This is a genomic window from Tychonema sp. LEGE 06208 (assembly GCF_015207505.1).
Taxonomy (GTDB): domain Bacteria; phylum Cyanobacteriota; class Cyanobacteriia; order Cyanobacteriales; family Microcoleaceae; genus Microcoleus.
Window position 1 is genome coordinate 19,826 of the sequence record NZ_JADEWT010000038.1, and the last position, 13,024, is coordinate 32,849.

The 13,024-nt window shown below is 45.2% G+C and carries 8 protein-coding genes; 4 read left to right on the forward strand and 4 right to left on the reverse strand.

What is annotated here, in order from left to right; genetic code table 11:
* The first annotated feature begins 195 nt into the window (after positions 1-195).
* From IQ263_RS12405 to IQ263_RS12410, 3 genes are all read left to right on the forward strand, one after another.
* Positions 196-582, forward strand: a complete 387-nt coding sequence (locus IQ263_RS12405) for an AbrB family transcriptional regulator (protein ID WP_194011110.1) — start codon at positions 196-198, stop codon at positions 580-582.
* A 424-nt stretch (positions 583-1,006) separates the two neighbouring features.
* Positions 1,007-1,135 carry a hypothetical protein gene (locus IQ263_RS29300; RefSeq protein ID WP_255512987.1) on the forward strand — a complete coding sequence of 43 codons (129 nt, stop codon included), beginning with the start codon at positions 1,007-1,009 and terminating at the stop codon, positions 1,133-1,135.
* 222 nt (positions 1,136-1,357) lie between these two features.
* Entirely contained in the window at positions 1,358-4,996 is a 3,639-nt protein-coding gene (locus IQ263_RS12410; RefSeq protein WP_228049998.1) for a PAS domain S-box protein, read from the forward strand.
* A gap of 514 nt (positions 4,997-5,510) precedes the next feature.
* Here IQ263_RS12410 and IQ263_RS12415 read toward each other — a convergent pair.
* Positions 5,511-6,617, reverse strand: a complete 1,107-nt coding sequence (locus IQ263_RS12415; protein ID WP_194067702.1) for a site-2 protease family protein — start codon at positions 6,615-6,617, stop codon at positions 5,511-5,513.
* Between the two features lie 386 nt (positions 6,618-7,003).
* On the opposite strand from IQ263_RS12415, the gene IQ263_RS12420 reads away from it, so the two are divergent.
* On the forward strand, positions 7,004-8,101 hold the full coding sequence (locus IQ263_RS12420; protein ID WP_194067703.1) for a DUF3616 domain-containing protein: 1,098 nt from the start codon (positions 7,004-7,006) through the stop codon (positions 8,099-8,101).
* 58 nt (positions 8,102-8,159) lie between these two features.
* Here IQ263_RS12420 and IQ263_RS12425 read toward each other — a convergent pair whose 3' ends face one another.
* The 3 genes from IQ263_RS12425 to IQ263_RS12435 form a co-directional block, all read right to left on the reverse strand.
* Entirely contained in the window at positions 8,160-9,800 is a 1,641-nt protein-coding gene (locus IQ263_RS12425; RefSeq protein ID WP_194067704.1) for an AAA family ATPase, read from the reverse strand.
* A gap of 234 nt (positions 9,801-10,034) precedes the next feature.
* Positions 10,035-10,319 (reverse strand): DUF2470 domain-containing protein, encoded by a 285-nt coding sequence (locus IQ263_RS12430; protein ID WP_194067705.1) that lies wholly within the window; start codon positions 10,317-10,319, stop codon positions 10,035-10,037.
* Positions 10,320-10,717: 398 nt separating this feature from the next.
* Positions 10,718-12,817 (reverse strand): SPFH domain-containing protein, encoded by a 2,100-nt coding sequence (locus tag IQ263_RS12435; RefSeq protein ID WP_194067706.1) that lies wholly within the window; start codon positions 12,815-12,817, stop codon positions 10,718-10,720.
* Positions 12,818-13,024: the final 207 nt, after the last annotated feature.

Sequence of the window (13,024 nt, forward strand, 5' to 3'; positions counted from 1 at the left end):
GATTGCTTGCACCGGCTGCTACTTCTCAAGAAAGACTGCACCTTGTTAAAAATATTTAGACAATAGTGGTTAACAATTGAGCCGATCGGTGTAAGATGGTTTTACGACAGGCTATAAAGCTAAAGTTTCTTGGTCAAACCAAAAACCAACCGAGAAAAATTCCGTACACCAGTTGAATATTTCAGGACTCAGTAGATGGCTAAAAAGAAAAATATCGAACCCCTTGAAGGAGAAGACCTGATCCAAAAGGTCAAAGAGCTAGAGAACCTCACCAAGGAAGAAAAAGCTAGAGCCTGTGGCTACTACACCGTTACCAAGAATGGCGTAGAACGGGTCAACATGATGAAATTCCTGAATGCACTGATTGATGCAGAAGGCATTCAGTTAGACGGGAAGCAAAACGGTAACGGACGCGGCGGACGCTCTGCCAGCTATCGGATTAGCGTTCAATCTAACGGCAATTTACTGATTGGAGCCGCCTACACCAAACAAATGGAACTGAAGGCAGGAGATGAATTTGAAATCTCTTTGGGACGCAAGCACATTCACCTGCGCCAAATCGATCGCGAAGAAGTAGCCTAAGTCTTTAGGACTTGCTTTAACTTCTTGCTTGAACTGATTGGTTTGATTTCAAGCATTGAGTGCAAGCAGAGAGTTGGCTCTGAAATCTTTCTGTGCGCTCACAACAGTATGGCTTCTATAGATGGCAATGGCTCGACAAAAGCCACTGCCACTACTTGATATTTTGTGAGAATTCCTATTCTCACCCCTCGCTATATCCGTTGGGACAAGCGAGGGATTTTCCGCGCGTTAAAGAGAGGTCAAGCGTGAAGCAGAGAAAAGGAAGGAAAAACAGGGAAAGAGGTAGAGAAAGCATCTCCGGCTATGTAAAAAACATTTTTTTGCTGAAACTTGAGTTCGACTCAATCGCTTTCAATTATTGAATGTATCTGCGTCCATCAGTGTTGCATCTGCTGGAAATCTGCGGTTAACAGATTGAATATTGATGCAGCTCAAGTCTGTGGAGGTACTCGCACTACAAATGCCAAGCCGGAAATCCTGCGAGAAACAAGAAGTAGCTAAGGTTGATATGTTGCACAACAGTCAACAAGCGATCGAGAAACCGGGTTTTTGAACCGCAAGGCGCGATCGAACTAAAAAAAATAATGTAACTTGAAACAATCCATCACCCGCAAGTGATAGAAATCAAACCCAAAAAACCTTGTTTCTGGGAAAATTGTTGCTGCTCCGTTGATATATTGATGTAGAAACTTGGTTTTTGGCTGGTGTCTCCAAAACACACTGAAATTACGGGCTGGAACAGTTAAAGTGTTAGAGAGCAATTAGACACCAGCCTATGCCGTTGCCCCGAGTCGCGAGCAAAACTTTGTCACAGCCAACAAAAATACCCCTGCGTTGCGTTCTAGTAGGCTCTTTTGTGGTGCAAATCGTCGCAGCCGTAGGGATTGTCGGGTATCTTTCCTTTCGCAATGGAGAAAGAGCAGTCGAAGAAGTCGCTCTGAAATCGATCGCCCAGACGGGGAATAGAGTTGAAGAACAACTGACTGCTGTTGTGGAAAATACCCACTGGGTAAATCAACTTAATGCCTCAGCGATCGAGCGCGCCGAATTAAACTTAGAGTTAGGACAAGCCCAGCCGGGAGGAGAGAAGTTCCTCTGGCAGCAAATGCGATCGTTTAAAAGCATTCAATGGATTTCCCTCGGTTCTCAAAAAACAGGAGAATATCTCGGCATTAAGCGCAACCCGAAGGACAACAGCCTGCAAATTGTCGCAGCTAACAAGTCTACTAACTATCAGAATATCTACTACACAACAGACAAACAAGGTACTCGCACCGCCAAATTAAAAGCAGAACCGGGAACCTACGATGCCCGATCGCGCCCCTGGTACAAAGAAGCTGTCGCAGCTAACAAACCGATTTGGACGAGCATTTATCGGGGTTTTACTCCCGGGACTGTGTTTATTGCTGCGAGCCAACCGATTCGCGATCGCAATGGTGAATTGCTGGGAGTTTGTGCGGTAGATTTGTCCCTCTGGGAGCTTCAGCAATATCTCGATCGCCTCAAGGTTAGCAAAACTGGAGAAATTTTTGCGATCGAACGATCGGGCTTGCTGGTGGCAAGTTCGAGTCAAGAATCATCCTTTAGAAAGATGTCGGGAAAGCAGGAACCTGAGCGTCTAAATGTTTTAGACAGTGAAACTTTTGTCATTCGCACCGCAGCTAAGTATTTGTACGAACAGTTTGGCGGCTTTAGTAACATTCAGCAGCGACAACAACTGAAATTTAGCCGAGATGGGGCAGAATATTTTGTGGAAGTGCTGCCGTTTTCGGATAGTAACGGTTTGAACTGGCTGATCGCGATCGCCGTTCCCGCATCGGATTTCATGGGACAAATTAACAAAAATACCCGCAGTACAATTTTACTTTGTGCCGCGGCGCTGCTGCTATCGACAATTGTCGGAGCGCTCAATGCCCGGTGGATGACGCTGCCCCTGCTGCGCCTCAACCAAGCAGCTAAAGATATCGCCCAAGGAGAATTCGATCGCACTGTTGCTATCAGCAGGCTTGATGAAATCGGCTCCTTAGCACAGTCTTTTAACGAAATGGCGGCTCAATTGAAAAAGTCTTTTCAAGCTTTGGCCCAAAGCGAGGAAAAATTTGCCAAGTTGTTAGAAAGCTTGCCGGTTGGGGTGATAGCTCTGACTCCGGCTGGTAGCAGTATTTTTATGAATTCGATGGGAGGAGAAATTACGGGCAAAGGGGCGGTGGCAAATACCACCCCTGAAGAACTTTCCGAAACTTATCAACTTTATATATCGGGAACAGACAGGCTGTACCCGATCGAAGATTCGCCCTTTGAACGCGCCGTGATGGGCAAAGAAACGTTCCTTGAAGATATGGATCTTCGCCGGAATGGGAAAGTTATTCCCTTGCAAGTGCGATCGCAGCCAATGTTTGATGCTGAGGGGAATGTGATTTACGTACTGATTGTTTTTGAAGATATCACGGCGCGCAAACAAGCAGAGCAAATATTGGCAGACTACAACCGTACCCTGGAAACGGAAGTAACCTCGCGCACTCTGGAACTAGCTCAAATTAATGCCCGCTTGCAGCTCGAAATTGAGGAGCGCCAGCAAGCTGAAAAAATTATCCACCAAGAGCGGGACTTTAATTTAAAGATTATCAAAAATTCTCCGATCTTTTTTGTGGCGATCGATTCGGAGGGTAAAATCCTGCTGGCCAATGAATGTATGCTGGAATCTGTGGGCTATACTGCTGCTGAAGTTATCGGCCAAGATTATTTAGCTAAATTTGTACCGGAGGGCGATCGAGCCGGATTGCACTCGATTTTTGAGCGCGTCACAGCGAGGGAGCAAACGGTTAACGAGCACCGGATTCTCACTAAGTGCGGTGATACTTTGTTAGTCGAGTGGTACGGTACGCCCGTTTTGGATGAAAATGGCAATTTTGACTTTTTGTTTGGGTTTGGGATTGATATTGGCGATCGCAAACAAGCACAAATAGCCTTGCAAAAAAGTGAAGCTCTATTTCACAAATTAGCAATCACGGTGCCCGGAGAACTTTACATATTCGTACAGCATCCCGACGGCTCTGTCAAGATGGAATATATCAGTCCTATGTGCCGAGAAATTCAAGAATTAGAGCCGGAGGAAATCCAGAACAACTTTGCTTTACTCTACGAACAAATGCACCCGGACGATCGCCCCAGCTACTTCGAGGCCATTGTCAGAAGTGCTGTAAATCTCGAACCATTTGCCCGCGAGTGGCGGATTGTCACAGCCTCTGGAAAACTCAAATGGCTGCAAGCTCATTCTCGGCCGGAATTGCGCGAAAATGGAGATATCGTCTGGCACGGCATAATACTCGATATTAGCGATCGCAAACAAGCAGAACAACAACTCAAAGAAGCCGCATTAGCAGCAGAAGCTGGAAACAAAACTAAAAGCATCTTTCTCGCCAACATGAGCCACGAATTGCGAACCCCCCTCAATGCCATTCTCGGCTTCGCTCAATTAATGGAACCCAGCCCTAATTTAACTTTCACAGAAAAAGAAAATATCAAAATTATTCGCCGCAGCGGAGAACACCTGCTTCAACTGATAGATAGAGTCTTAGCCTTATCTAAAATTGAAGCGGGGCGCATGACAATCTACCCCAAATGCTTTGACTTGTACCGCTTGCTGAGCGACGTGCAGAATATGTTCCAAATTCCGGCACTAAATAAAAAAATAAAATTAATTATTGACTGCTCATCGGATGTCCCTCAATACATAGAAACAGATGACATTAAGTTGCGGGAAGTGCTGATTAATATCTTAGATAATGCAGTTAAATTCACTCAAAACGGCTCAGTATCAGTCACCGTCCGAGCGAAGGAAGAAGGAAGAACAAGGTCTGCAAAAGAAGATTTTGTTAAATCATTTGAAAGCTTATCAAAAGTTTTTATTTGCTTTGAAATTACCGATACAGGAGTTGGCATCGACCCGGAAGAATTAGATAGTATATTTGAATTATTCATGCAAAGTTCATCGGGGAAGACACTTCAAAAAGGTATGGGCTTAGGATTAAGCATCAGCCGCGAGTTCATAAAATTAATGGGTGGCGAAATTACCGCCGAAAGCGAAGTGGGACGCGGTACAGTTTTTAAGTTTGATATTCCAGTCGTTACGGCTATTTTCCCTGTTGATATAAATAATATTTCAGAGACTTCAACTATCCTAAAACAAGAAATATTGGATACTCATAAAATATTTACGCTTAACTCTAAACCGCAAGTTTCTCCAGAATGGACGAGCAAACTTCAACAAGCAGTCCGTGAGGCTGACTTCGATTTTATTGCTACAACAATTGAGGAAATCCGCAGCAAAAACGAGCTTTTTGCCGAAATTTTGATGAATCATTTAGATAATTTTGATTATCAAGAAATTCTCGATTTAATTGCATCAATTTAACTCTAGGGTGTGCAATATAAACCTTATATTATTCTCAAAGAGTATTATGAAAAACATTTTTGATGCTGATTTTCTCAACTATCATGTAATATCAATTCCGGTTGCACTCATACATGACTGTTGACTGTTGACTGTTGACTGTTAAGTTAAGAGGGCCCGCACGCACCATCCACCGCCTCTACTGAGTTTTGACTGTTGACTGGTAATGCAGATAGGCGAGGAAGAGTCTCCTTTGAGGAAGGCAACTTACAGGAGAGAAGACTGTAGGAGGTGTTTAAGTTATTAAGTTTTCGATCCTGAGTAAACCGTAGTGTTTCCGATTGAGAGAAAAAGTCCTGAGATGGCCTAACGTTCTCGCTTGATTAAAAAACTCTGATAATTATCATTGTTGATTTGTAGCTAATAATTTAAGGTTTGAGTTGAATTTTGTGAAGCTACAGTTAACCCCCCCGATCGCCCTTTTGGTAAAAGCAATCGAGGGGGTTAACTATTATTTGTCAAGTATCTGAGGGTATCAGGCAGGGTCTGCTTCAGCTCGTTTTTGTAGTAGGCGGGCAATTTCTGCTTTTTCTACAAGTCCCACGAGAACTCCGTTTTCGCGAATCACGGGGAGTTCTTGTACTTTAAGTTGTTCTAGGAGAGTGACGACTTCGAGGAGGGATAATTCTGGTTTGACGGTGGTGGAAAATTCGATCGGCTTGACGAGTTCTTTGACCAAAACTTGGGGCCAGGTACCGGTGGGGATGGTTTTGAGGTCGTCAAGGTCGATCGCCCCTACCAATTGTCCCGCATCGTCGGTAACTAGGAACCGACGCCAGTTTTGAGCGTTACCGATCACGTAGTTGTTGGCAAATTCTCTGAGCGATAAGTTTTCTGGGACGATCGGGCTTTGCGCGGTAACAGCATCTGCGGCTGTCAGCCCTGCGAGTTGATTTTGGACTGTGGCATATTGTGCGGATTGACCAGCATTTTGCAACAAGAACCAACCGATTACTAAATTCCAGATCTGGCCGCCGAAAAGGCCTGTAGCAATGGCAATCCAACCAATGATTTGACCGACGCGGCTAGCAAAAATTACGCCTTTGTAAGGATTGCCGGTAATCTTCCAGACGATCGCTTTGAGGATGTTGCCACCGTCGAGGGGCAAACCCGGAATTAAGTTAAATAAGGCTAAAACTAAGTTGATCGAAGCTAAAAGTCCGACGATGGCGGCTGGGGGGCCTGACAGGCCAGCACCGATGCCGATCGCAGCTAACAAACCGGACAAAAGTAAGCTGACTAACGGGCCTGCAATGGCGACCCAAAATGCTTCGGCTGGGGTTTTCGATTCTCTTTCCAAATTAGCCAGCCCGCCAAACAGAAATAGCGAAATTGATTTCACGCCAATTCCCTGTTTGATAGCTACCCAACTGTGTCCTAATTCGTGGGCTAAAACGGAAGCAAATAATAGCAGGGCTGTGAATAACCCCAGCATCCAGGGCACTACGGGGCCTAATGCAGGAAACAGGTTAGCTAGTGCGCCGCCGTATTGCCAAGTTACTAAACCCAGAACTAGAAACCAAGATACGTTGACATAAAAGGGAATTCCAAACAGGTTGCCGACGCGAAATGTACCGTTCATAATTGGCTACCTCTGATATTATGGGCAAAAAGTTTTTTCTCTGTTTCCTTATAGTAACGAAATGTAACTCAAATGTTAATGTTTCAATTAGGGTGTTATCCGTCTGTAGAGGTTCGGTTTGCTGAATAATCACCGCCGGCTGCGGTTAGGGCTGCAGGGCTGCCAGGGGTTGACAATCGCCGAAAGAGCGGAAGTCATCTCTCTGAGGACTGAACATTATATTTATTTAAGTTTTCAATATAAGTTTTCAGTCGGTTAAAACCGATTTGACCTTTGATACGGGGAATTAATTCCCTGGCGGACTATTGCACCTCTGACTGGATATCAGTTTCAAGCAATTTTAGCTATAATCACTTACTATAAGAATAGTTTTGGTGCTAATAATTATGTCAGAATCCTTTTGGCTCGGTCGGCTGCTGCTGCAATTTAACAGCGAAGCGAGCGAGATTATTACAGATTTATCCGCTGTTGCTTTGACTCCCGACGGCCATTTGTGGCTGGGTTCCGATGAAACGACTTCCCTGGAATGTTTGTCGCCTGTCGCGCCTCATGTTTTTGGAGAACATCAAAAATTTGCGGTCGCGGATTTTATCGATTTATCGGGAGACGACGAAATCGATATTGAAGGAATTGATTTCAGCAGCAATTGCCTTTGGCTGGTCGGTTCTCACAGCACAAAACGCAAAAAACCTAAAGGTAAAGATTGCGAAGACGATATCGAAAGATTAGCCACAATTGAGACAGATGTCAACCGATATTTGCTAGCCAAAGTTCCTGTAAAAGACGGGATTTTGTACAAGTCAATTTCCCATCCTGAAAATCCCCAAATTCAATTGACTGCGGGATGCCTTCAGCGGACAGAAACGGGTAATCTACTAACAGATGCGCTCCAAGATGACTGCCACCTCGGCTTGTATTTTTCGGTGCCAATTCCGAGCAAAGAAAATGGCTTCGATATTGAAGGGTTGGCGGTGCGGGGCGATCGCATTTTGCTCGGTTTGCGGGGGCCGGTGCTGCGGGGTTGGGCGATAATTTTAGAGATAGAAGTTGAAGAAGCAGAACCGGGAGTTTTAAGGCTTAAGGAAATTGGGGAAGCAGGGAAATTGTACAAAAAACATTTTGTCGATTTGAACGGTTTGGGTGTGCGAGAATTGTGTTTTAATGGGGAAGATTTGATTGTTTTAGGCGGGCCGACGATGACTTTATCGGGGGCGACGAGGGTGTTTCGGTTAAGGAATATTTTAGGGCGATCCTCTTCGAGGGCTTCGCTAACGGGCGACAGTATTACTGGGCAAGGTGGGGGAGATTTGGAGGTTTTATTTGACTTGCCTTTTCAGGTTGGTACGGACAATGCTGAGGGGTTGAGTTTGTTTCCCTATTTGGGGGAGGAGAATTCGTTGTTAGTGGTTTACGATTCGCCGGCTGCGAGTAGAATGGTTGGGGAAAATGCGATTTTTGCGGATATTTTTAGGTTGGGTTCGTAGTGAGGATGACCGTCCGCAAAATTTAGGACTAAAGTCTTTACTATAAACAGAAATTTGGTTAATTGTCGATCGCATCTTCACCCAGCGGTTTGCTGTAGCGCTTCAATTCATCAATCAATCGAGTATCGTTAGAAGCTGTTCTCGCACCCGCTTGGGCCGCCCACCGCTTCAAATCTTCAATTTGCGATCGCGCGATCGCAGCTAATGGTACTGTATCGTCGATCGACCTCAAAATATCCTCCGTCGTCAAATCTCGGCGCTGCCCGTTCACAAAAGTGCCAAAAGCCCGGTACAATCCATCAATTACAACTTGCTCAATTTCCGCACCGCTAAAATTCTTAGCAGACTTCGCCAAAATCTCCAAATCAAAGTCGCGCAATCTAGTCGGCCGCAAACGCTGCAAATGCACCTTAAAAATATCTTGCCGTTCCGACTCTGAGGGCAAATTCAAAAAGAAAATCTCATCAAACCTGCCTTTTCTAAGCAACTCCGCCGGCAAAATCCGCACGTTATTTGCAGTTGCGACAATAAACACCGGGCTGGTTTTTTCCTGCATCCAAGTAATCAAACTGCCGAATACCCGGCGCGAAGTTCCCGAATCGCCGTCGCCGCCGCTGATAATGTTCCCGAAGGCTTTATCTATTTCATCGATCCACAAGACGCAAGGGGCGATCGCCTCTGCCAATTGTATCATTTGTCGAACGCGGCTTTCGCTTTCCCCGACAATGCCGCCGAACAATCTGCCAGTATCCAAACGCAGCAGCGGCAAACGCCATTCAGCAGCAATAGTTTTCGCCGATAAAGATTTGCCCGTTCCTTGAATTCCTACTAACAAAACGCCTTTAGGATTGGGTATACCGTAGCGGCGCGCTTCGTCAGTAAAAGCATCTTGCCGCATCTTTACCCACTGCTTCAAATTCTCCAATCCGCCGACATTTTTGAGGGATTCTCGTGAGTTGAAAAACTCCAAAATTCCTGTTTTGCGAATTGCTTGCTGTTTCTCTTCCAAAACTCCATCAATATCTGACTCATTAATTTGTTGTTTGGCCGCCAAAGCTTTAGCTAAAACCCGCCCGATCCGAGCGCGGCTCAAACCTTGACAAGCTTTAACTAATTGTTCCTTTGCTAAACCGCTAACTTGCAACTGTTCCGGTTTTTCTACAATGCGGGAAATCAAACTATCGATTTCTTGGACGTTGGGCAAGGGGAAATCAATTACTGTGGCTTCTTCTTTCAATTCTTCTGGCAATTCTAGGGAGTGAGAAGTGAGGACGATTGTTTTTTTGCTGCGCTTCAATTCCCTGGTTAAGTTACGCAATTCCCGCACTACTGGAGCATTTTTTTCGGTGTAGGGCGCTCTCAAAATTGGGTGTAAATCCCGCAGTACAAATATGGTATATTCTTCTACAGCAGTCTTGCCGATGCGATCGAGCGCCGCCATTACTGAACCTTTTGCAGAACCGTTATCTTCCCAGCCGCGCACGATATCCCAGAACAACACTCGGCGCGCGGGAGTTACTTGCAGCGCTACTTGGGCAATTACAGCTTCAATTGGTTCCTCTTCTGCGCCGACAATGTACAGCAGCGAATAGCGGGCGCGAATCATCAAATCCAGTCGCTTTACCAGTGAATCGAAAGGATTGTTTTCGCTGAGATTGACGGCATCTAATTCTCGAAATTGTGGGCGATATAATGTCATCTTATTTGATATTTTAGATGTAAATTTAACTCAACTAAATATTTTGTTTTCAGTGAAAACTTTAGTTATTCAAAATGATTAAAACTAACTAAAGTCCGTACTACCAACGAACCTTCAAATTATATCGGACTAAAGGTTTGTAGTGAGGACTTTAGTCCTTCAAAAGAATTTAAACTGACTAAAATCCGTACTGCGAACTAACCTTGAAATTATAACAGAATAGGGATAATTTGGCTACTTAGCAACTTTTCGGGCTTGTTTCACCAGATCGATGAGAGTGTGGTGGGCATCTTCGGCGTCGGTTAAAGCGCGATTGAACTTGACTCTGACAGGTACTGTTTCGCCATTTACTTCAGCGGTTAAATCCATGCCGTCGGCATCAATCGCGAGCATTTGAGCGGATGTCGCCTCTGGTTTGCCGCCGTAGGCTTGAGCGTACAGGACTACGGCGCTAGCGTGATCGTCGTTCATGTGAGTGCAGATGCGATCGCTAATTTCAGTGGAAAACTGTTCTGACATGGGGAGATTCCTCAGATGCAATATCGATCGATTGTACTGCGATTTGTCGCAACGCCAGAATATATAGCAGTTGACAGTTGACAGTTGACAGTTGACAGTTGACAGTTGACAGTTGAATTTAAAACAATATTTGTGTTTGTAGTAAGGACTTTAGTCCCGATTAGCTAAAAGCTTTAAAATAGGACTGAAGTCATCACTGCGAGCACCAATAGTCCCAGACGCACGGGCAGTCAGAAACCGGGTTTTTTACGAAAAGCTTTGGTTGTCACCCACAGATTTGGTAAAAAACCCAGTTTCTTTGTCATAGATGCGTAAATCCTGAGAAAGCTTAACTAAAAGATTTGTCGTCAAATGGCAATTCATCAAACAGCGAATCAATATCAGACTCATGGAAAGTCTCAGGCTTCGCTACTTGCTGCTTGGTTGCTTGAATGCAGCTTAGCTACTGGTAAATCAGGAAAAGTTTCTACAGCAACAGGCTGCGATTTTTCCAACTTAACTACTGGCAATTCCCCGCCATTGCCTCCATTTTTGCTAGTTTGATTCCACATCATCATTCCCAGCAAACCATCAACCAAACCGCCGCCGCTACCATTACCGCTAACCGCAACATCCGGGACAACTCGCACCTGACTATCGCCGATAATTTGCATTAATTGCAAAGCCGTATAGCCGGAACCGCCCAAAGCCACGACACCCGCCTGATAAGCTTCAGCTTGAGCATTTCCCTTCACCCGAATCGACTCAGCCTCGCCTTGAGCTTGTTTCACCTGAGAATTTGCTTTCAACTCAGCAATCTTAACGCCTTGTTCCGATTTCACCATCTCTTGTTGAATCTCAGCCAAAGCAGTTTCCCTGACCAATTGTTGCCGCTGAGTTTGTGCTAGTTGCTGCACCTCATAAGTCTTGCGCTGTTCCTCAGCAATTTTGCGGTCTGTTTGAGTTTGCATCAACTCTGCTGGCGGCAAAATATCCCCGATCAAAGTATCAATTGCTTGCACGTCGTAGGTACGCAAAGCTGCTTTGATATAATCCGCTGCTTCCGCTTGTCTGCCGCTTCTTGCCGAAAGAAAATCTAATACAGAATAAGATTGAGCCGAATTGCGGAAATAATTGCCAATTGTCGGCTGCAAAACGTGGTCTACTAAATTCTGCATCGAACCCACGCGCGAGATAACTTTCGGAGCATCCAAAGCGCCAACGTGAATAATCTGAGCTACTTCTAAATCAAAGGCAAAGCCGTCTTGAGAACGCACGGTTAAAGATGAAAGTTTAGAATCGTAACTGTGCCGTTCCGTCTTCCCCGACCAGTTCAATACTATATTAGTAGTTGGCACTAATTCTACTTTTAAGATGCGAGTATTCAGCGGATTTTTTCCTGGATAAAGAGGAGTAACCCACACCCCTTTATTGCCGACATTTACTAAATTGCCGTGGGTGAAAGCAGCGCCGCTGACATCTTCCGAGGTTTTACCAACATAGGAAATAACTGCGCCGACATAGCCGATCGGGATTTCGGTCATCGGCACTTGTTCCACGCCGACAAACCAAGGATTTAAGTTCCAGGAACCGGAAAGCAAAACTTGTTCTTGCAAACCGCGCCTACCGCCACCGCTGATGAATTTTTGCGCGTTTTGGAAGTTGTCGTGGTTCGGAATAATCGCACCTGCAATTTCGCCATCTTGAATCGGAACGCCGTCATAAGTTGTGACAATTCCTACTTTGTCGGAAGCAACTTTGTACAGTTTTAACAGTTCCGCTGTCATCCCGTGTTTGGGAGCATTTGCTGCTGTAATTACAGTAAATAATGCCGTATTAATTCGATAGCTACCACCTGTAAGGATGCCTAGTTGTCTGCCTTTTTCCCCACCGGTTCTGAAGAATTTGCGAGCATCTTGAAAATTATCGCATTCTGTATATTTACCGAGGATGCGCTGTGGCGGAATCGGTGCGCCTCCGGCTGCGATTACTAAACCAATTTCGCCTTGAGGAACTACGGTTAGAGACTCTTTGCGGACGCTGTATTGTATGGGCCAATAGCCCCAGTGCCAACCGGGGGGTAAAGTATCAGCTTGATATCCAGCTTCTCCGTTTAAGGCAATTAAATCTGCTGCGGGTAAAGACTTTTTGCCTAGGCTAAACTTTTTACTGACAATTCCCACTTCGCGATCGCCAATTACGACTAATCCGCCAAAAAACAATGGCAGGACTAGAATAATTATCATACCGCCGATCGCGATCGGGATAAATCCGCCCGGCCCTAGCTGCATTGTCTGGACGGGAACAGTGGTACGCAACTGCCCTAGCTGCAAGCTAGAATCAGGTTTTTCTGCTAGCTGGGTCGAGGTTTGTGCTGGGGGGATATCGCTAGCAGCTAATACCGGCGAGGGTTTGAAACTGGTTGTTGCACTGAGGGCTAAAGACGCCGAAACAGCGGCTGCAAACTGTTTTAAAATGCGGGCTTTGACTTGAGACTTGGGCAAAAGTGAATAAAGCATTTTTTTGATACAAGCTATAGAGTCTTATTACATCTAGCTTAAGCTTGATTCCAAGTGCCTACATAAAACTTATTGAAAGTCTGCGGTTATTTTTGAGCGAAAACAGGTTTACCAGTCAATACAACCTGTTCAATAATATCAGCCACTCGCTTGACTCTCGGGCGATCGCACAATTGCCTCTTGGAAGGCAATCGTCTACTAAACAGT

Coding starts and splice junctions, on each gene's coding strand:
- IQ263_RS12415 (WP_194067702.1), bottom strand. CDS start 6,617: ATGAACGGTACATTTCGCGTCGGCAACCTGTTTGGAATTCCCTTTTAT.
- IQ263_RS12405 (WP_194011110.1), top strand. CDS start 196: ATGGCTAAAAAGAAAAATATCGAACCCCTTGAAGGAGAAGACCTGATC.
- IQ263_RS29300 (WP_255512987.1), top strand. CDS start 1,007: ATGCAGCTCAAGTCTGTGGAGGTACTCGCACTACAAATGCCAAGCCGG.
- IQ263_RS12430 (WP_194067705.1), bottom strand. CDS start 10,319: ATGTCAGAACAGTTTTCCACTGAAATTAGCGATCGCATCTGCACTCAC.
- IQ263_RS12435 (WP_194067706.1), bottom strand. CDS start 12,817: ATGCTTTATTCACTTTTGCCCAAGTCTCAAGTCAAAGCCCGCATTTTA.
- IQ263_RS12410 (WP_228049998.1), top strand. CDS start 1,358: ATGCCGTTGCCCCGAGTCGCGAGCAAAACTTTGTCACAGCCAACAAAA.
- IQ263_RS12420 (WP_194067703.1), top strand. CDS start 7,004: ATGTCAGAATCCTTTTGGCTCGGTCGGCTGCTGCTGCAATTTAACAGC.
- IQ263_RS12425 (WP_194067704.1), bottom strand. CDS start 9,800: ATGACATTATATCGCCCACAATTTCGAGAATTAGATGCCGTCAATCTC.